Genomic DNA, 18,304 nt, shown 5'->3' on the forward strand with positions numbered 1-18,304 from the left:
CCTTGCGCCGGCCTTTTTGTTTGGACGGTCCATTCACCCGCAGTTCCGCAAGGCCCTGCTCCTGCCAGATGCCGCCAGCGCGCCAACAATCGGTTGACGATTCGCAAGTCCCACTGGAAATCCGTCCTCGTTCTTCCTACGTTCGCTTACATACCCATCGGCGCCGATCCCGGTTCCGGGCGAAGCGCGCCTATTGCGTTGGCGCGATCGCGCGCTTTTGGATTCCCTGAGGACCACCAGGATGGACGAAGTGATCAAGGCGAAGCGCCAACAACAGAACGTGGGATCAAACCTGCGCGCAATTACCATCCGTGGCGCGCGCGAGCACAACCTCAAGAACGTCGACGTCGAGATTCCCCGCGACAAGCTGGTGGTGTTCACGGGGCTGTCGGGCTCCGGCAAATCCTCGCTCGCGTTCGACACCATCTACGCCGAGGGCCAGCGCCGCTACGTCGAATCTCTGTCGGCCTATGCCCGCCAGTTCCTGGAGATGATGCAGAAGCCTGATGTCGACCAGATCGACGGCCTGTCGCCGGCGATCTCGATCGAGCAGAAGACGACGTCGAAGAACCCGCGCTCCACCGTCGGCACCGTCACCGAAATCTACGACTATATGCGCCTGCTGTGGGCGCGTGTCGGCGTGCCCTATTCGCCCGCCACCGGTCTGCCGATCGAGAGCCAGACCGTCTCGCAGATGGTCGACCGCGTGCTGGCGCTGCCCGAGGGCTCGCGGCTCTATCTGCTCGCGCCCGTCGTGCGCGGCCGCAAGGGCGAGTACCGCAAAGAACTCGCCGAATGGCTCAAGAAGGGCTTTCAGCGCGTCAAGATCGACGGCGCCTTCCACGAGCTCGCGGAAGCGCCTGTTCTCGACAAGAAATTCCCGCACGACATCGACGTCGTGGTCGATCGCATCGTGGTGCGCGCCGACATCGGCCAGCGCCTCGCCGAAAGCTTCGAGACCGCGCTGAAGCTCGCCGAGGGCCTCGCCGTCATCGAATTCGCGGACGTGCCGGCTGCAGCAGCACCCGCGGAAGAGAAAAAGAAGACCGCAAAGATCCACGACAAGAGCGGACCCGAGCGCATGCTGTTCTCGGAAAAGTTCGCCTGTCCGGTCTCCGGCTTCACCATCCCCGAGATCGAGCCCCGGCTGTTCTCGTTCAACAATCCCTATGGCGCCTGCCCCGCCTGCGGCGGCCTCGGTGTCGAGCAGCATGTCGACGAAGACCTCGTCATCCCCGACAAGGAGCTTGCCATCGGCAAGGGCGCCATCGCGCCCTGGGCCAAGTCCTCGTCGCCCTATTACATTCAGACGCTGACTGCGCTCGGCAAGCACTACAAATTCACGCTGACCACCAAGTGGAAGGATCTGCCCAAGAAGACGCAGAACGCGATCCTCCATGGCTCCGGCGAGGACGAGATCAAGTTCTCCTACGAGGACGGCGTCCGCTCCTACGACACCAAGAAGCCGTTCGAGGGCGTCATCACCAACATCAACCGCCGCTATCGCGAGACCGAGAGCGAGTGGGCGCGCGAGGAGCTGGCGAAGTATTTCCACGACGTGCCCTGCGAGGGCTGCCACGGCTTTCGGCTGAAGCCCGAGGCGCTCTGCGTCAAGATCGGCGGCAAGCATATCGGCGACATTTCCGAGATGTCGGTGAAGGGCGCCGGCGCGTGGTTCGAGACCGTGCCGGAGGCGCTGAACACCCAGCAGAACGAGATCGCCGGCCGCATTCTCAAGGAGATCCGCGAGCGCCTCACCTTCCTGCTCGACGTCGGCCTCAACTATCTCACGCTCTCCCGCTCCTCCGGCACGCTCTCCGGCGGCGAGAGCCAGCGCATCCGCCTGGCCTCGCAGATCGGCTCGGGGCTGACAGGCGTGCTCTATGTGCTCGACGAGCCCTCGATCGGCCTGCACCAGCGCGACAATGCGCGCCTGCTCGACACCCTCAAGAGACTTCGCGACCTCGGCAACACCGTGATCGTGGTCGAGCACGATGAGGACGCGATCCTGCTCGCCGACCACGTGCTCGACATCGGGCCTGGCGCCGGCATGCATGGCGGCAACATCATCGCCGAAGGCACGCCCGCCGAGATCATGCGCAACCCGAACTCGCTCACCGGCAAATATCTCACGGGCGAGCTCGAGGTCGAGGTGCCGGAGCGGCGTCCGCCGAACCATCGCCGCACCATCAAGGTGGTCAACGCGCGCGGCAATAACCTCAAGAACGTCACGGCCGAAATTCCGCTCGGCCTGTTCACCTGCGTCACCGGCGTCTCCGGCGGCGGCAAGTCGACGCTGCTGATCGACACGCTCTACAAGGCAATCGCCCGCAAGCTGAACAATGCCAGCGAAGGCGCCGCGCCGCACGATCGCATCGAGGGCCTCGAGCACATCGACAAGATCATCGACATCGACCAGTCGCCGATCGGCCGCACGCCACGTTCGAACCCCGCGACCTATACCGGCGCCTTCACGCCGATCCGCGAATGGTTTGCGGGCCTGCCCGAATCGAAAGCGCGCGGCTACGAGCCCGGCCGCTTCTCCTTCAACGTCAAGGGCGGCCGCTGCGAGGCCTGCCAGGGCGACGGCGTCATCAAGATCGAGATGCACTTTCTGCCCGACGTCTACGTCACCTGCGACGTCTGCAAGGGCAAGCGCTACAACCGCGAGACGCTGGAAGTCCTGTTCAAAGGCAAGAGCATCGCCGACGTGCTCGACATGACCGTCGAGGAAGCCGCCGAGTTCTTCAAGGCGGTCCCACGCGTGCGCGAGACCTTCCAGACGCTGCATCGCGTCGGCCTCGACTACATCCATGTCGGCCAGCAGGCCACCACGCTGTCCGGCGGCGAAGCCCAGCGCGTCAAGCTGGCGAAAGAGCTGTCAAAGCGCGCCACCGGCCGCACGCTCTACATCCTGGACGAGCCGACCACCGGCCTGCATTTCCACGACGTCAAGAAGCTGTTGGAGGTGCTGCACGAGCTGGTCGCACAGGGCAACACGGTCGTCGTCATCGAGCACAATCTCGAAGTCATCAAGACCGCCGACTGGGTCATCGACCTCGGCCCCGAAGGCGGCGACGGCGGCGGCGAGATCGTCGCCTGGGGCCCGCCGGAAGACATCGCGAAAGCGCCGCGGAGCTATACGGGGAAGTTTCTGGCTCCGGTGCTGGCGAAGGCGCGGAAGCCGAAGCGGAGGCGCGCGGCGAGCGAGGCGGCGGAGTAGGTTACGCAGCGGGAGCATGCCGACACATTGTCTGAGGGAGACTGAGTTTGCCTGCCGGACTTGTGCAAACCTATCGTGCGTTCGCCCACAATAATGCTTGGGCGAACCATCGGCTGCTCACTGCTTGCGCCGCGCTGTCTCAGGCTGACTTCGAAGCCGCACGAACCGGCTTCTTTCCAAGCTTGCAGCGCACGCTCAACCACATCCATGTCATTGACCTCTTCTATGTCGATGCGCTGGAGGGCGGATGGCTGGGACCGGCGGCTTGGAAGAACCAGGTGCCGCACCTTTCACTTGCCGCGCTGAAGCCCGCGCAATCCGCGATCGACAAGCGCTTGATTGCTGTCTGCGATGCGCTGACGCCCGAGAATCTCGACGGCATTGTGCGGATCAACCGCGACACGCGGGTCCAGACCGAACGCCGTGATCGGCTACTCATGCATCTGTTTCAGCACCAGATCCATCACCGCGGACAGGCGCACGCGATGCTCTCTGCAACAAGTATCGCGCCGCCTCAGCTCGACGAATTCTTCGCCGAGGGAGAAGCACCGCTCAGGGCTTCCGAATTTGACCAACTCGGATGGACCGAGGAAACCGTGTGGAAAGCCTAGCGGTGTAGCCTCGCCTCCATGCCCTACTCCCTCGCCATCTTCGATCTCGACGGCACGCTGGCCGACAGCTTTCCGTGGTTCCTGCGCACCATCAACGACGTCGCCGATCGCTTCGGCTTCCGCCGCGTCGCGGATGAAGATGTCGAGGGGCTGCGGCATGCTTCGTCGCGCGAGATTCTCAGCCGGCTCGAGGTGCCCTTGTGGAAGCTGCCGGCGATCGCCCGGCATGCGCGGCGGCTGAAGGCCGAGGCTGCGGCGGAGATTTCGCTGTTTGCGGGCGTCGAGGCGATGCTGCGGACGCTGGCGGAGAACGGCGTGCAGCTCGCGCTGGTAACCTCGGACAGCGAAGCCAATGCGCGCGAGAAGCTCGGCGATTGCGCGGCGCTGTTCGCGCATTTCGACTGCGCGGCCTCGCTGTTCGGCAAACCGTCGAAATTCCGACGGGTCATGCGGCGCGCCGGCGTGGAACCGGGCAAGGTCATCGCGATCGGCGACGAGGTGCGCGACATCGAGGCGGCGCGGGCCGTGGGGATCGCCTGCGGTGCGGTGGCCTGGGGTTATGCGGCGCCGGCGGCGCTGCGGGCGCTGGCGCCGGATCATATGTTTGAGCAGATGGATGAGATTGCGCGCACAGTGCGCCCGGCGTCGTAGCCCGGATGGAGCAACGCGCAATCCGGGAAAGTGTCCCCGCATTCCGCTTCGCTCCATGCGGGCTACACGCCCCTACTCCGTCCTGCGCAAGAACGCCCCGAACGCGCGCGGGCCGTCGCCGGTCTTGACTTCGCCGATCACTTTCATCTCGGCCGCGTCGATGATGCTGAGTGTATTGCTCTCCCAGCAGGCGACGATGACGCGTTTGCCGTCCGCTGTCGCGGCGATGCCTTCGGGGTAGTCGCCGACATTGATCCGCTTGATCGGCTTCAGCGTCGCCAGGTCGAACACGCTGACAGTGCCGCCATACTGGTCGGTGACGAAGCCGCGGCCCCGCGCCAGCGCGACCGCATAGGGGCGCATCCCGACCGGCACGCGGCCGGTCTCGGCCCCAGCGGCGATGTCGATCACCGAGACATCGTTGGAGCCGACATTGGCGGTGTAGGCGCGTTTGCCCTCGGCATCGACGGTGACGCCGAACGGACGCGTTCCAACCTTGATGGTCGCCCTGCGCTGGCGCGTCGCGGTGTCCACCACCGAGACGCTATCATCGTCGCGATCGGCCGAGAGCAGCAGCTTGCCATCCGGCGTCACTGCGAGCCCCGACGGCGAGGCGCCGACCGCGATGCTGGCTGTGACGCTGCGGCTCGCCGCGTCGATCACCCGCACGGCCGCCGCGTACCAGTCCGCGACGTAGACGGTGCGGCCGTCCGGCGCGACGGCAATGCCAAGCGGTCCGCCGCCGACCTCGATCCGCCCCACAAGCTGCCGCGTTGCCGCGTCCACCACCGTCACGGCCTTGGCATCCGGGCTCGTGACATAGGCAAAGCGCCCGTCCGCGCTGACGGCGACGCCAGCGGGCTTGCCGCCGATCGGGATGATGGCAACGCTGCGCGCGGTGGCGAGATCGACGACCATCAGATCGTCGCTGAGCTGGTTGGTGACGAACGCCTCTTCGGCGGACACATGGGCAATGCCGGCAAGGCAAAGGCTGGCGGCGAGCGCCGCCAGGACCAGCGCCCGCACCGTCAGCTTCCGCTCTCGATCTTCTTCTTCAGTGCCTCGAGGCCGGCCTGATACAGCCCCTTCACCGCCTTGACCGCGGCTTCGTCACTCAGCTCCGGCGGCGGGTCGTTGTTGGGAAAGCCGCGGTAGAACGCGCCGGCCCATTCCAGCGTCGAGCCCTTGCCGTCGGCACTCGGCGTCACCGTCAGCGTCGAGGAATAATTGGTCACCGGCAGCACCTTCACGTCCACATTGGTGATCCGGTAGGAATAGCTCATCGCGGCGGCGTCGAACTTGTAGAGCTCCTCGTCGACGGTCGCGCCTCCCGTCAGCGTCAGCTTCCGCGTCGCGCCGATCTCGTTGCCCTTCTCGCCCTCGGTCTTGGTAACAGGCGGCAGCCAGCTCATGTCCTGGAAATTGCCGATTGCGGCCCACACCCTGGCCGGGGCAGCGTTGATCTCGATGGATTCGCGCACCTTCTGCCGGGTCGGCCCGTGGGCCCAGGCCGATGTCAAAGCCACCGCGCCCGCGGCAGTGAGCACCGCGGCCAGGACCGTGCGCCGTCCAATCGTCACCCTCATCTCGTTTCCTCATGCGTCTCATTGATCATGCGCGACTTGAAGCGCGCTGGGATCATGGTAGCGCATTTTGCGGCCGAGGGGAGACCCGTTCGTGGCCGCGTTGCGGCGGGCGTCCGGGCGCCCCACAACCCCTTGCCGCCCGGCGGGCAAAACACCCAAGCAGAGGGTCAATCACGGCTCGCAAAAATATTTCTCTTTATCCGTATTTCGGTTTATCGTATAGACAACCATCCCAACCCGGCCGAGGGGCGGATCGCGATCGTCACGAACGCGGGATGGGACGTGGTGGACGCAGGCGGCGTCGGCGCGAAGGGCTTTGCAGGGCGGGAAACCGTGAGCGAAGGCGTCGCGCACACGACCGGCGCAGCCTGCGTACGGCAAAATCGTGTGGTCCTGGCGCCCGGGGTCTGTGCGCCAAGTGTTGCGGTGATGTCGCGGCCCGACCGGGCGCGCGCATCAGCCATCCGCAAGGCGACGGGGGCAATAGTGCATCGCTCCCCGGGGAGAGCGCGACATAAGCCGTAAAACCACTGCGCAGGGAAGGCCGTGTGTTGGGCTTCACCTGTATGCCGCTGTGCAGCCTCTTGTAGCGCAACCTTCGCACAGTGGACCGTGGGTGCCAGCCGGCACCCGGCCTTCCCTGCGCCCTCGGCATTTTTGGGGGCCACCGTACTGGCAAAGCTCGGGCCCGATATGCCGCGAGGAGGCGAAGATGTGTCTACAATTCAGATGCGAGTTGGTGGAGAACAACGAATGCTTCTCGCTCCGTCATTGCGAGCACAGCGAAGCAATCCAGGGTACCTCCGCGGAGAGACTCTGGATTGCTTCGTCGCAAGGGCTCCTCGCAATGAGGCCCGAGACAGTGAGTGCCGATCAGGCCGCTCAATCACTCCGCGAGCGTCGCCTCTACGAACCCGCGCGGGTCGTCACAGAACTCCCGCATCACCCGGTAATGATCGGTCTGCTCCACCGTCGTCGGCTCCAGGCCGTATTTCCCGAGCCGAAGCAGTTGTGCGTTGGGAAAGGCCATCAGCATCGGCGAATGGGTCGCCATGATGACCTGGCAGATGCGGGACTCCTCCATGCATCTCAGCAGCTTCAGAAATCGATCTGGCGCGCCGGCGACAACGCCGATTCAGGCTCATCGAAGATGAAAATGCCTTGGCGCTGGCAACGCTCCTCGAAGAAGCGCAGGAAGCCTTCGCCATGGGAATGCGACAGGAAATTGGGACCGACCTGGCCGCATCACGTGCGGCCTTGTCGAGATATCGCGCCACCGAGAAAAAACTCTCGGCGCGAAAAAACCAGCCATTCGTGGTTTTCGGCAGCCAGCTTGCGCGCAGCGCCCTGGAGAGTTGGCCACCCATCTTCTCCCGCGCTTCCGAGTGATCGACGGGCATGTAACCCTTCCCGCCACCGGCGTCGTCGTAGCCGGCGAGCGCGGCAACCCCTTCGAGGATCGTCGACTTCCCTGTGCCATTCTCTCCGAGGATGATCGTGATGGCGGCGTTGAAGCTAAGATCGAAATCATCCGGAAAGATGGGCCGGCAAAAGGGATAAGCCTCGCGGTCGCGAACCTGCGACGGGTCGAGCCAGACGGGTTTCAGGTAAGGCGCCGGCAGATTGATCGTTCGGCTGCGTCTTCGGCTCATGTCCGGTTTCCGATCCAATCCGACCATCTTTGACAGGAACATATCAGGAACGAAACCCTCGCGAAAGCTGCATCTGAGAAACATGCAGCAACAAACCCCGACATGCGTGACGAGGGCAAACTGGAATCTGGAATTGCGGTCCGAAATCGCCTTGGAGAACCTGGCTCTGAGACAGTTTCCTGGCATGAGGCCAGCCCCCACCTCGCGACCCCGCAATGATTGACGGACGTCCGGGACTGTAAGAGCCGCGAGGAGTGCGCGATGGTATCAACGTATTTCAGTTACAGCTACATCGCGCGCAATCTCAAGCAGTCCCTGGCGCGGGTCGAACAGCAACAGGACGTGGCGCGAGAGGCCGCCTATTACAAAGCCCACATCGGCAAGGTGAAGTCCGTCGACGACTTCATGAAAGACTATCGCCTTTATCACTATGCAACGAAGGCATATGGCCTGGAAGACATGGCCTACGCCAAGGCCTTCATGAAAAAGGTGCTGGAGAGCGACCTCTCCGACGCAAACAGCTTTGTCAACAAGCTGGTCGACAAGCGTTACCGCGAGTTCGCCGCGGCATTTTCCTTCAATGGCAGCGCCACGCCGGTTGCGCAATCGGAGAACCAGACCGATGAGATGATCGGTCTGTACACGGCGACCAGGAAGAGCCAGGTCGATGCACTTACCGGCGACTCGAATTACTACAGCGCCGAAATCGGCAACATCAGCAGTGCAGACCAGCTCCTGAACAACGACCGTCTTCGCAACTATGTCTATTCGGCGTACGGAATCGATCAAGGCAAGTGGTCGCGTGACACGATAAGTCAGGTCTTGCGCAGCGATCCATCCGATCCCAACAGCTACGTCAACACCACTTTCGCCTCTCAGCTGAGTGGCCTCAACGCCGACCTTGCTCAGGCCCGATCGGATGTCACCGCAGCCAATTCAAGGATCGCCGACTACACCGCCCAACTCTCGCAACCGGGCGCGAACGTGACCCAGTTGAACGTCCAGATCCTGGTCGAAAAGTATCATCTGGAGTCATATGCGAACAGCATTTCCAGCCTCAGCGACCAGATAGGGACGATCGGCGGGTTTGTGGACCTCGCCGGCGCGTTCGAGTTTTCCTCCGACGGGTCGCTTCCGTCAGGCGTATCCGCGCAGAGTGCTGCAAACGTCACGATCACGAAACAGAGGTTCGACGACAGCAAGTCCGATGTCTATTCGGCGGCGAGCCCGTTGAACGAAGCTTTTGCGATCAGGCAATTCAGAACAGCCATCCTCAAGATCAATTCAGTCCAGGCGTTCGTATCGACACCAGGCGTGTATGATTTTGCGCTGGGAGCCGTCGGCCTCGATCCCGCAAACGTCTCGCCGGCGACTGTGACGGCCGTGCTCGAAAGCGATCTCAACGACCCCAACAGCTACGTCTATACCCTCAAGGACAATCGATATCTGGAGCTGGCACGCGCCTTCAACTTCGACGCAAAGGGCAATCTGACGACCCCCTTGGTGGCTCAGGGCTCGGCTGAAGTCCTCCAGATCGCGAAGGACTATGTCGTTGCAGCGGTGAAGAGCGCAAGCACGGCAACTCCCCAGCAGCAGGCGGCAGTTCGGGCACAGGCCACGAAGGATGCGTCGGAATATCAGCAAGCCATCACCGGGATCGACAGTGTTTCCGATCTTCTCGCAAACAGGCCGATGGTTGATTTCATCCTCCTGGCAAAGGGCTTGGACCCCAGGAAGGTCAGCACGGAATTTCTCAAGAAGATCTTCAGCTCCGACCTGAACAATCCAAAGAGCTTCGCGAACACCGAGAACGATCCTCGCTTTGCCGAAATCGTCGCGTCGTTCAATTTCGACAGCAAGGGCAACGTCGCGCGCCTTCCGATGATGGGTCCGCAGAAGCGGGATCAGTTTCGGGAAACACAGACGAATTATGTCGAGCAAAGCCTGGAGCAGCAGCAAGGGGATGCGAATCCCGGCGTGCGCCTGGCGATCTATTTCCAGCGGAAGGCGGGGGGCATCACGTCCGCGTACGACATCCTTGCCGACAAGGCGCTTTCGGAGGTGTTCAGGACCACCTTCGATCTGCCTGACTCGATGGCGGCGATGCCGATCGATCAGCAGGCCAAGTTCGTGGACAGATTCATGAAGATCAAGGACCTGTCCGATCCCGCGAAGGTTACAAAGCTGCTGAACCGTTTCTCCGCCATGTATGACATCAGAAACAGCCAGAGCACCGGCCAGGGTCAATCCCCCCTGCTCAACCTGTTTCAGGGATCCGGTTCGGGGATCAGTGACTCCACATACTTGGCCATTGCCAAGCTACGCACCCACTGATGATCGCTCTTCGGGGCTAGCCCAACACCTCGAGCACCAGCTCCATGGTCATCAGCACGGGATTGTCGCCACGGATCAGACGTCCCTCCGCCATGCCGCCGGTGTAGTCGATCAGGGCGACGTCGAGTGCGGCTTCGAGGGCGCCGGAGGGGCCGGCCGCAATCGTGCCGGCGGTTACTGCAAGCTCGGTCGCGAAGGGCTCGGTCACACCGCCATGAGTAAATCGGGCGCCGATGGTCGAACCAACACCGCCATGAATCTTCCCGCGCGCGATGCCCTGCGCGCGACAGAAGTCTTCGAGACAGCCGGCAAAATCCTGATTGGGGCGCAGCCGCAGCGCGAAAGCGCGGCTGGTCGTGCGCGCGCCGGTGCGCGCAGCCGCCACTGGCCCGAACAGCTTGAAGTTGGTCTCGGGATCGAGCTCGGCGCTAAACATCGCACCATCGATGCCGAAGGCCTCGACCTCGAACGGCTCGGCGACATCGGTCTCGTCCGGCAGCATGTGGCCGCCACTGGCGCGGCCATCGGCCTCCGTCCACAGCCCATGGCAATGAAAGAACGGCGCGCCGTCGCGCATGCCCAGCGTCATGCTGCCGAGCCTGGTGCGCGTCACGCCGCTTGGCCGGAATGTGTCGCTGTAGAACGCGGCGTTCTCGCTGGTCTTCGACAGCGCCGGCATGACATAGCCGAACGGCCTGAGCGCGCCGCGCCCGAAGCAGAGCACACCGCCGGCAAATCCCTCCGCGGCAAAACCGCGGCGCGCCGCCTCCAGCAGCGGCAGTCCTGCTTGAAGCGTGAAGGAGAAAGCGCGTCCCCTCGCCTCCACCCATTGGATGCGTTCGGCGACCGGCGCGCCGGGCTGCTTGATGCTGCGCATGACCTTCGCTCAGCCCACTCGTGTCTTATCGAGATCGAGCAGCCCGCGTGCCTCGAGCTCGTCGCGAACCATCCGTTTGGGAATCTTGCCGTAGCCGGATTTCGGCAAGGCCTCCCAGAAGAAGAACCGCTTCGGCATCTTGTAGCGCGGCACTTTGGGCGACAGGAACGCCGCCATCTCCGCTTCGCTCACCGGCTTCGCGCCTTCGCGGGCGACGCAGACGGCAACGCCGACCTCGCCCCAGGTCGCATCGGGCACGCCGAGCACCGCGACCTCGCCGACGCAAGGATGGGTCAGGATTTTCTCCTCGATTTCGCGCGGATAGATGTTGGAGCCGCCGGAGATGTACATGTCGGAGGCTCGTCCGGTGATGTAGACGAACCCCTCCTCGTCCATGTGGCCGAGATCGCCGGTGCGGAACCAGCCGTTGCGGAACGCCTTCGCGTTGGCATCGGGATTGTCGTAGTAGCCGGCAAGCACCGCGGGGCCGATAACGCAGATCTCGCCGCTCTGGTTGGCGCCGAGTTCGCGGCCCTCGTCGTCCTGGATCGAAACCTGCATGCCGGTACGCTCGAAGCCACAGGTGCCGATCTTCGCGTGCGGCCCGTCCTCGGGATCATGCAGCGCCGCCGGCAGCACCGTGATGTTGCCGGTCACCTCGCCGAGGCCGAAATACTGCACGATGACCTTGCCGAGCTTCTTCAGCGCAGCCTTCTGGTCCTCGCGATACATCGGCGCACCCGCATAGATCACCTGGCGCAGCGAGGAATGATCGTATTTGTCGGCGGCGGGATGCTCGACCATCATCTTCAGAATGGTCGGCACCACGAAGAGATTGCTGACCCGATGCGCCTCGATCAGGCGGAACGCCTCGTCGATGTCGAATTTCTCCGTCGGCAACAGCACGGTGCACACGCCGCGCGCGGTCTGCACCAGCTGATGCACTCCGGCGCCATGCGACAGCGGCGCCACCACCAGCGAGGCATCCGCTTCGGTGACGCCGGGGGTGAGATCGGCGAGATGGTTGGTGACGACAAAACCCATCTGACCGTGGGTGAGCACCGCAGCCTTGGAGCGGCCGGTGGTTCCCGATGTGAAGAAGAACCAGCAGGGATCGTCGTGCTCGACTGCGACGTTCTCGACCACCGTGCCGGCGCGCGACGTGACGGCATCCGCAACCGACGTCTCGGCAAATGGCGCCCGACCGTCGATGCTCCAGGTGAATTCCAGCTCTCCATCCTTCACCGCCGCGGCGTGCTCGGGAAAATCGACGTGGCACAGAAACGCCTTCGCGCCGGAAGCCTGCGCGAGATAGGCGACCTCGTCCGGCATCAGGCGGAAATTGGTCGGCACCCAGACGGCGCCGAGCCGAAACGCGGCGAACATCGAGAAGAACATCTCGTCGCCGTTCTTGGAATGGACGAGGATGCGGTCGCCCTTCGAGATGCCGCGCGCCGCGAGGGCTGCCGCCAGCGCCGAGACCTGCGCGTCGATCTCGCGCCAGGTCCAGGATCTGTCACCCCAGACGAAACCGGGACGCGCCCCATGCCGCCGCGCATTCTGGGTGAGCATGTGAGCGAGATTCATGACGCGGCGGGACATGCGCAGGGGCTGCATCGGGTTTCCTCTTCGGCGGCGGACGGCACACGAACCGCCCGCTCATTGCAGCCCATTTATCGCCATCGCCAGTACCCCTGCAAGGCTGCCGGGCGCAGCGCAGCCCATCCAACCGTTCAGGAAATTTTAAACATGATCGGCGCAACCTTCGTCAGTTCTCGCGTAAAGAGTGCCGCATCATGGTCAAAGCGCCCGCCCTCCTCCTTTTATCGCTGGCGCTTGCCGGGTGTGCCGTGGGCCCACAAGCGCACTTCGCCTCCGATCCCGCCTTCAAGTCTACGCGCTATGCCTGGGATGGCGCCGGCGAGAATCCCAATCACCCGCGTGCTGCCTCGGAACCAGCACGGACCGCCCGATCCGAGCGCAACAGATCGCAAGCCGGGCTTCAGCCCTATTCAAAGGAATGGTGGCAGGCGCAGGACGGCATCGAGGCCGAGCAGGACGCCAGGGTCAACCGTTCCCTCGTCATCTGCCAGGGATGCCTGCGCCCGCAGCCGCGGCCCGAGGATTCCAGGCTCGCCAAAGCGACCGATTGAAGCATCCGGACTATCAGGACCCGGAGAAAGTCCAGCCCCGTCGTCGCGAGAAGCGACCGAGAGCTACAACGCCCCGAGCTTCCGCAATGACTCCTGTGCGGTCTGCAGGCCCGGTTTCAATTCCAGCGCCTTCCTGAAATCGGCAATCGCGCCCTGTTTGTCGCCGAGCCGCAGCTTAGCCTGTCCGCGGTTGTTCCACGAGAACACGTCGGAGGGATCGTATTGCAGCGCCTTGTCGTAATCGGAAACGCCGCCCTTGCTGTCGCCCTGATAGAGCCGGATCATGCCGCGATTGCGCCAACCGCGCGCGTCGGTCGGCGCAACACGGATCGCCGCACCATAATCGGCGGCGGCGCGATCGAGCTGCTCGCTGTCGCGATAGACGTTGCCGCGGTCGATATAGGCGAGCACATCGGGCGCGAGCTTGATCCGCGTCGTGTAGTCGGCGATGGCGTGCGCCATGTCGTGCCTGCGGTAATACACCAACGCACGATTGGCGTAGGCCATGGCGTATTTGGGATCGCGCTTGATCGCGGCATCAAAGTCGGCCAACGCACCGTCGAGATCGCCCTTGTTGAAACGCGACTCGCCGCGATTGCCGTAGGCCAGCGCCAGCGACGGATCGAGCTTGATGACCAGGTCGTAATCGGCAATGGCGCGATCATAGTCGCGCTTGGAACTGTAGACACGGCCGCGATTGTTGTAGGCGCAGGCATAACCGGGGTCGAGCCTGACCGCCTCGTCGAGATCGGACAACGCCGCCTCGAGCTCGCGCTTCTCGGTGAGGCCATGACCGCGATTGCAATAAGCGCCGGCGAGCCGACGTTCGCTCTCGCTGTTCGTTTCGATCACGATCGAGCAAGCCGTGATCCGCTCGTCCGGCGTGCTGGTCAATCCGACGCAAGCCTCCCAGGCCGGACTGCCTGCCGCCGCAGCCGGCGCCGGCGAGATCAGCGCGGCGAGCAGCGCGATGAGGCTGAGCGGGACACGCATTTTCCGGATATCTCCCCTGCGGCAACCTCTCTTGGTCGCACCTTGGCAAGGGCCGGTTCAGGCGCCTAAATCAGAGGCAAGCAGCATGTCGGAAGGATTTTGCATGGCGCCATCGGTACGGGACAACAAGGACAGAAGCCGCTTCGAGCTCGATGTCGGCAGCGAAATCGCCTTCGCCAATTACCGGCTGACGCCGTCGGCGGTGATCATCACCCACACCGAGACGCCGCGAGCGCTGCGCGGCCGGGGCATCGGCTCCGAGCTGGTCAAGGGCGCGCTGGAATTGATCCGCCGCGACGGCAGGAAGGTGATCGCCGGTTGCGGCTTCGTGGTCGACTATCTCGACAGGCATCCGGAAGATGCGGATCTCGTCGCCTGAATGCAAACGGGCCCGCGCGATCGCGGGCCCTTGGGTTATGACCGGCGATCGGTCAGTGCTTGATCTCCGGCGGCAGCTTGCCGCCGTTCGCGGCGAGCTTGGACATCACCTGCTTGTGCAGCCAGACGTTCATGCTCGCGGAATCGTTGGTGTCGCCGCTATAGCCGAGCTCCTTGGCAAGGTCCTTGCGTGCAGCAAGGCTGGAATCAATGTCGAGCGCCTTCATGAGGTCGACGATCGAGGTGCGCCATTCCAGCTTTTCGCCCTTGTGCGCGGCGACCGCCGCGTCGACGATCGAGGCAACGTCCACCGCTGGGGCCGATCCGCTTGGCGCCGCCCCCGCGGGCGCGCTGCCCGATGGTGCGCTGCCTGCGGGCGCCGCGGAAGCTGGATGGCTACCGAAGATCGCGCCCATAATTTTCCCGAAAATGCTCATGTCTGCTCCCCGAAAAGGACCCGTGGAAGGGCCTTGAGTGGCCCTTATAGACCAAGTTGCGTCATTGCGCCCGCGAAGTTCCGCGAACCAACACGCAGCATCAGCTTATCTGCGGCGAAATGACGACCGAATGACATCGTCAAGGTTGCGCTGCGGCATCGAATCTCACCCAAGCGTGAGGGACAGGACTCGCAAATGGGCGTACGCTTCAGGTTCAGTTCGCGATGCCATCCAGAATAGCGTCTGGTTGAGATCGCGAAACTCAGAATAGCGGCCGCTCGCGCCGTTTGCTGGCGCCAGATGCGGCCGCATGGCAAGGGAGCTAGCGACCATGGCCACACTCTACCAGGGCAATGTCCCCACCATGGCCCAGACCGCCGAAGCGGCTGGACCGGTGATCCGAACCATCCAACTCTCCGATCTGAACGATGCGCTCAAGCGCGGCTGGGAAGATTTCAAGGCGGTGCCGAGCCACGCCATCATCCTCTGCGTGATCTATCCCGTGCTAGGCCTCGTGCTCGCCCGCGTGGTGATGGGCTATTCAGTGCTGCCGTTGTTGTTTCCACTGGCCGCGGGCTTCGCGCTGATCGGCCCGTTCGCCGCTCTCGGTCTGTACGAGCTCTCCAGCCGGCGCGAGCGCTATGAAGAAGCCAGCGCCTGGGATGCCATGGAGGTGCTGCGTTCGCCCTCCTTCGGCGCTATGCTCGGCCTCGGCGCGCTGCTGCTGGCCCTGTTCGTGACCTGGGTTGCGACCGCGCAGGCGATCTACGTCGCCGCTTTCGGCTATGAAGGCGCGTCCGGGATCTCGGATTTTCTGACGCGCGTGCTCACGAGCCGGCAAGGCTGGTGGCTGATTGTGGTCGGCTGCGGCACCGGCTTCCTGTTCGCCCTTGCCGCGCTCTGCATCAGCGCCGTGTCGTTCCCACTGATGCTCGACCGCCATGCCGGCGCGTTCGAGGCAATGGTGACGTCGCTGCGCGTCGTCGCGAAGAACCCAGTGCCGATGGCGGCCTGGGGCCTGATCGTGGCCGTCCTGCTGGCGCTGGGCACGATTCCCGCCTTCCTCGGCCTTGCCGTGGTGGTCCCCGTGCTCGGCCATGCCACCTGGCATCTCTACCGCAAGGTGATCGCGGCCGATCCGGGCGCGCGCCCGGTGCCGCCTCCACCGCATCGTCCACGCAAGCCGGCTGCCGATTTCCCCGCCAACCTCTTCCCCTGGCGCAATCGGACCGACGCCTGACGATATCGTGACGTGCGATCCTGCCCCGGTGCGGGCAGGATCGCGCACCGCCATGCGCCTTGCTTTGGCCGCGGTTTCCACCGAGATTGCGCCCGCCGTTCAGATCACTTCACGGAATTTATTTGCTCGAATGACCCCGACGATTTCTCGTCTCGCCCTCGCAGCCTTAGCCATCACCGCGTCCATCCTATCCGCTCAGCCAGCGCTCGCCGCTGTTGCCTGCGGTTCAGGCAATTTCGACGCGTGGCTTGCAGACTTCAAAACCGATGCCGCGGCCAAAGGCGTCTCGCAACAGGCCATTTCCGCCGGGCTCGCCGGTGTAACGCTCGATCAAAGCGTGCTCAACCGCGACCGCTCGCAGAAGGTCTTCACCCAGAGCTTCGAGGAGTTTTCCGGCCGCATGGTGCCGCCGCGCCTGACGCGCGGCTCCAACATGATGAAGCAATACGGCTCGGTGCTGTCGCGCATCGAGCAGACCTACGGCGTGCCTGGCGAGGTGCTGGTCGCGATCTGGGGTCTCGAGACCGATTTCGGTGTCAATACCGGTAAGTTCGCGACCATCCGCTCGCTGGCGACGCTGGCCTATGACTGTCGGCGCTCCGAGCAATTTCGCGCCGAGCTGTTGGATGCGCTCCGCATCGTCCAGCGCGGCGACCTCGCACCGGCCGACATGAAGGGCGCCTGGGCCGGCGAGCTCGGACAGACTCAGTTCATGCCGTCGTCATGGATGAAGTACGCCGTCGATTTCGACGGCAATGGCAAGCGCGATCTCCTGCACAACGCCCCTGACGTGCTCGCCTCAACCGCGAACTATCTCGCCGGTTATGGCTGGCAGAAGGGTAAGGATTGGCAGCCGGGCGGTCCGAACTTCGCGGTGCTGCAGCAGTGGAACAAGAGCGAGGTCTACTCGAAGACCATCGCTTATTTCGCCACCCAGCTCGCGCGCGCCCCCTAGCGACCCCTCGTCAAAAACGCATAGGGCCGATCGCCCGCGACCGGCCCTCTCCTTGCGTTCCTGAAGCTCTTATTTTCCCATGGTCGCGTGCATCGCCTTATTGAGATGCGCGCCGCACGCCCCCATTTTGCCGTTGAGCAGCGAGTCCTGCGCGGCCGCGATCTCCTTCTGCGCAACGAACTTGCCGTCGCCATCGGCCATGTTTTCGATCGCGGTCTCGGTCTTCTCCAGATCGGCCGAGCTGCAGCCGGCGGCGGCGTGCTTGGCGGCTTGGGCCGGCGCGACGGCGAACGCGACAGCGGCAATAGCGATAACCCCGAGTAACTTCGTCATGACGTTACCTTCCTTCTCTTGTTCTTGGGCCAGAGCCAGCGACATTGCCGGATTCTGCGACATCACCTTCCTCCGGGCGCGGCAACTTGACGCAATGAATTCCCCGCGAGAATTGCGTGATGTTGCGCGCCACGCAGAGCCACATGCAAAATTTCTGATTTTCATTACACGTTTGTAATCAACGCCACACGTTCGGCGTGTGTGCACCGCGCCCGGGCGGCGGTTGGGGCTGACCAAGCGGAATGAATTCGTTCGTGCCTGGCCGCCGTTTGTCACGTCGATCCAGGTGAATCCCTGGCCGCAGTGGAAAGGTACCGCACAGGCTAGCGAGATGAACACAAATTCACTTTTTTCACTCTGCCCATCATGCGATTCGCGCATGCGAGATAGGAGCTAGTCAATCACCTTGCGACGACCGGAAAGCAGTCTATTTGACCTCTGAATGGAACCGGCTGAGCCAAGACAAATCCGTGAATTAACGGGCATTTTTAGCGCGATGCCCCCTGTTCCGCCTACCCTTTGGGCGGGAGTGCTTCCGGGTTAATCGTCCGTTACTAATGCCATGCACCGAGCGCTTAGCTGCATCGCAACATCGGAACTTTCGCACTGCACCACTCTCACCTATATTCATTTCAACGATGAGGCTCGGGCAAGAGCTGAATCGAACTACAGGAGACTACCAATGCTGCTCTCGCTCATCCGCATGATCCAGGCTTTCCGGGACTATCAGCGCAATGTTGCCGAGCTGTCCCAGCTCAGCGATCGCGAGCTGGCCGACATCGGCCTCGATCGCTCGGACATCCCGCGCGTTGCCGCCGGTCAGTATCAGGGCTGATATCGTTCAGCCCTTAACCGGACGAACCGATAGCGCCCGCCTCGTG

General features: G+C 63.4%; 16 protein-coding genes and 1 pseudogene. 9 read left to right on the plus strand and 8 right to left on the minus strand.

The genetic code is table 11. The annotated features are described in order from the left end of the window. Positions 1–241: 241 nt before the first annotated feature. Genes uvrA through GWG67_RS20825 form a run of 3 tightly spaced genes read left to right on the plus strand, consistent with a single transcriptional unit; the run spans position 242 to position 4,485 of the window. Positions 242–3,223, plus strand: a complete 2,982-nt coding sequence (gene uvrA / locus GWG67_RS20815) for an excinuclease ABC subunit UvrA (RefSeq protein WP_275171176.1) — start codon at positions 242–244, stop codon at positions 3,221–3,223. 47 nt (positions 3,224–3,270) lie between these two features. Beyond that, on the plus strand, positions 3,271–3,834 hold the full coding sequence (locus GWG67_RS20820) for a DinB family protein (RefSeq protein WP_275171177.1): 564 nt from the start codon (positions 3,271–3,273) through the stop codon (positions 3,832–3,834). An 18-nt stretch (positions 3,835–3,852) separates the two neighbouring features. Next, complete coding sequence (locus tag GWG67_RS20825) at positions 3,853–4,485, plus strand: HAD-IA family hydrolase (RefSeq protein WP_275171178.1); 633 nt, start codon at positions 3,853–3,855, stop codon at positions 4,483–4,485. A 72-nt stretch (positions 4,486–4,557) separates the two neighbouring features. Here the strand turns inward: GWG67_RS20825 and GWG67_RS20830 are convergent, their stop codons facing one another. The 3 genes and pseudogenes from GWG67_RS20830 to GWG67_RS20840 all read right to left on the minus strand — a co-directional run bounded on the left by GWG67_RS20830 (position 4,558) and on the right by GWG67_RS20840 (position 7,723). After that, entirely contained in the window at positions 4,558–5,511 is a 954-nt protein-coding gene (locus tag GWG67_RS20830) for a cytochrome D1 domain-containing protein (protein ID WP_275171179.1), read from the minus strand. 2 nt (positions 5,512–5,513) lie between these two features. Continuing rightward, positions 5,514–6,071 carry an SRPBCC family protein gene (locus GWG67_RS20835; RefSeq protein WP_275171180.1) on the minus strand — a complete coding sequence of 186 codons (558 nt, stop codon included), beginning with the start codon at positions 6,069–6,071 and terminating at the stop codon, positions 5,514–5,516. An 886-nt stretch (positions 6,072–6,957) separates the two neighbouring features. After that, positions 6,958–7,723, minus strand: a pseudogene (locus tag GWG67_RS20840) (AAA family ATPase). Positions 7,724–7,984: 261 nt separating this feature from the next. On the opposite strand from GWG67_RS20840, the gene GWG67_RS20845 reads away from it, so the two are divergent. Next, positions 7,985–10,057 carry a DUF1217 domain-containing protein gene (locus GWG67_RS20845; RefSeq protein ID WP_275171181.1) on the plus strand — a complete coding sequence of 691 codons (2,073 nt, stop codon included), beginning with the start codon at positions 7,985–7,987 and terminating at the stop codon, positions 10,055–10,057. A gap of 16 nt (positions 10,058–10,073) precedes the next feature. Here the strand turns inward: GWG67_RS20845 and GWG67_RS20850 are convergent, their stop codons facing one another. Further along, a complete protein-coding gene (locus GWG67_RS20850) occupies positions 10,074–10,934 on the minus strand; it encodes a DUF296 domain-containing protein (protein ID WP_275171182.1) in 861 nt (286 codons plus the stop codon). 9 nt (positions 10,935–10,943) lie between these two features. Then, on the minus strand, positions 10,944–12,551 hold the full coding sequence (locus tag GWG67_RS20855; protein WP_275171183.1) for an acyl-CoA synthetase: 1,608 nt from the start codon (positions 12,549–12,551) through the stop codon (positions 10,944–10,946). 179 nt (positions 12,552–12,730) lie between these two features. On the opposite strand from GWG67_RS20855, the gene GWG67_RS20860 reads away from it, so the two are divergent. Then, on the plus strand, positions 12,731–13,087 hold the full coding sequence (locus GWG67_RS20860; RefSeq protein ID WP_275171184.1) for a hypothetical protein: 357 nt from the start codon (positions 12,731–12,733) through the stop codon (positions 13,085–13,087). 63 nt (positions 13,088–13,150) lie between these two features. Here GWG67_RS20860 and GWG67_RS20865 read toward each other — a convergent pair whose 3' ends face one another. After that, positions 13,151–14,080, minus strand: a complete 930-nt coding sequence (locus GWG67_RS20865) for a tetratricopeptide repeat protein (protein WP_275171185.1) — start codon at positions 14,078–14,080, stop codon at positions 13,151–13,153. Between the two features lie 103 nt (positions 14,081–14,183). Here GWG67_RS20865 and GWG67_RS20870 point away from each other — a divergent pair, with 103 nt between their 5' ends. Continuing rightward, positions 14,184–14,459: a GNAT family N-acetyltransferase gene (locus GWG67_RS20870; protein ID WP_018458006.1), complete on the plus strand. Its 276-nt coding sequence runs from the start codon at positions 14,184–14,186 to the stop codon at positions 14,457–14,459. 52 nt (positions 14,460–14,511) lie between these two features. On the opposite strand, the gene GWG67_RS20875 is transcribed toward GWG67_RS20870, so the two are convergent. Further along, positions 14,512–14,895, minus strand: coding sequence for a DUF3597 domain-containing protein (locus GWG67_RS20875; protein WP_275171186.1), 384 nt, complete (start codon positions 14,893–14,895; stop codon positions 14,512–14,514). A gap of 331 nt (positions 14,896–15,226) precedes the next feature. Between GWG67_RS20875 and GWG67_RS20880 the strand changes: the two genes are divergently transcribed. Together GWG67_RS20880 and GWG67_RS20885 are read left to right on the plus strand one after the other, a co-directional pair. Beyond that, the gene (locus GWG67_RS20880) at positions 15,227–16,135 is read left to right on the plus strand and encodes a DUF2189 domain-containing protein (protein WP_275171187.1); all 909 of its coding nucleotides are present in this window, start codon (positions 15,227–15,229) and stop codon (positions 16,133–16,135) included. A 130-nt stretch (positions 16,136–16,265) separates the two neighbouring features. Beyond that, positions 16,266–17,090 (plus strand): lytic murein transglycosylase, encoded by an 825-nt coding sequence (locus tag GWG67_RS20885; RefSeq protein WP_275171188.1) that lies wholly within the window; start codon positions 16,266–16,268, stop codon positions 17,088–17,090. A gap of 69 nt (positions 17,091–17,159) precedes the next feature. Here GWG67_RS20885 and GWG67_RS20890 read toward each other — a convergent pair whose 3' ends face one another. Beyond that, entirely contained in the window at positions 17,160–17,486 is a 327-nt protein-coding gene (locus tag GWG67_RS20890) for a hypothetical protein (RefSeq protein ID WP_275171189.1), read from the minus strand. A 619-nt stretch (positions 17,487–18,105) separates the two neighbouring features. Between GWG67_RS20890 and GWG67_RS20895 the strand changes: the two genes are divergently transcribed. Continuing rightward, positions 18,106–18,258, plus strand: a complete 153-nt coding sequence (locus tag GWG67_RS20895) for a DUF1127 domain-containing protein (protein WP_007590701.1) — start codon at positions 18,106–18,108, stop codon at positions 18,256–18,258. The last annotated feature ends 46 nt before the right edge of the window (positions 18,259–18,304 follow it).

Origin of the sequence: Bradyrhizobium sp. CSS354 (assembly GCF_029051725.1) — a bacterium.
Lineage (GTDB): Bacteria > Pseudomonadota > Alphaproteobacteria > Rhizobiales > Xanthobacteraceae > Bradyrhizobium.

What these genes read in the sequence shown, in the direction of transcription:
- GWG67_RS20870 (WP_018458006.1), top strand. Translation starts at nt 14,184, where the DNA reads ATGGCGCCATCGGTACGGGACAACAAGGACAGAAGCCGCTTCGAGCTC.
- GWG67_RS20865 (WP_275171185.1), bottom strand. Translation starts at nt 14,080, where the DNA reads ATGCGTGTCCCGCTCAGCCTCATCGCGCTGCTCGCCGCGCTGATCTCG.
- GWG67_RS20850 (WP_275171182.1), bottom strand. Translation starts at nt 10,934, where the DNA reads ATGCGCAGCATCAAGCAGCCCGGCGCGCCGGTCGCCGAACGCATCCAA.
- GWG67_RS20845 (WP_275171181.1), top strand. Translation starts at nt 7,985, where the DNA reads ATGGTATCAACGTATTTCAGTTACAGCTACATCGCGCGCAATCTCAAG.
- GWG67_RS20860 (WP_275171184.1), top strand. Translation starts at nt 12,731, where the DNA reads ATGGTCAAAGCGCCCGCCCTCCTCCTTTTATCGCTGGCGCTTGCCGGG.
- GWG67_RS20880 (WP_275171187.1), top strand. Translation starts at nt 15,227, where the DNA reads ATGGCCACACTCTACCAGGGCAATGTCCCCACCATGGCCCAGACCGCC.
- GWG67_RS20855 (WP_275171183.1), bottom strand. Translation starts at nt 12,551, where the DNA reads ATGCAGCCCCTGCGCATGTCCCGCCGCGTCATGAATCTCGCTCACATG.
- GWG67_RS20825 (WP_275171178.1), top strand. Translation starts at nt 3,853, where the DNA reads ATGCCCTACTCCCTCGCCATCTTCGATCTCGACGGCACGCTGGCCGAC.
- GWG67_RS20875 (WP_275171186.1), bottom strand. Translation starts at nt 14,895, where the DNA reads ATGAGCATTTTCGGGAAAATTATGGGCGCGATCTTCGGTAGCCATCCA.
- GWG67_RS20835 (WP_275171180.1), bottom strand. Translation starts at nt 6,071, where the DNA reads ATGAGGGTGACGATTGGACGGCGCACGGTCCTGGCCGCGGTGCTCACT.
- GWG67_RS20885 (WP_275171188.1), top strand. Translation starts at nt 16,266, where the DNA reads ATGACCCCGACGATTTCTCGTCTCGCCCTCGCAGCCTTAGCCATCACC.
- GWG67_RS20890 (WP_275171189.1), bottom strand. Translation starts at nt 17,486, where the DNA reads ATGTCGCAGAATCCGGCAATGTCGCTGGCTCTGGCCCAAGAACAAGAG.
- uvrA (WP_275171176.1), top strand. Translation starts at nt 242, where the DNA reads ATGGACGAAGTGATCAAGGCGAAGCGCCAACAACAGAACGTGGGATCA.
- GWG67_RS20895 (WP_007590701.1), top strand. Translation starts at nt 18,106, where the DNA reads ATGCTGCTCTCGCTCATCCGCATGATCCAGGCTTTCCGGGACTATCAG.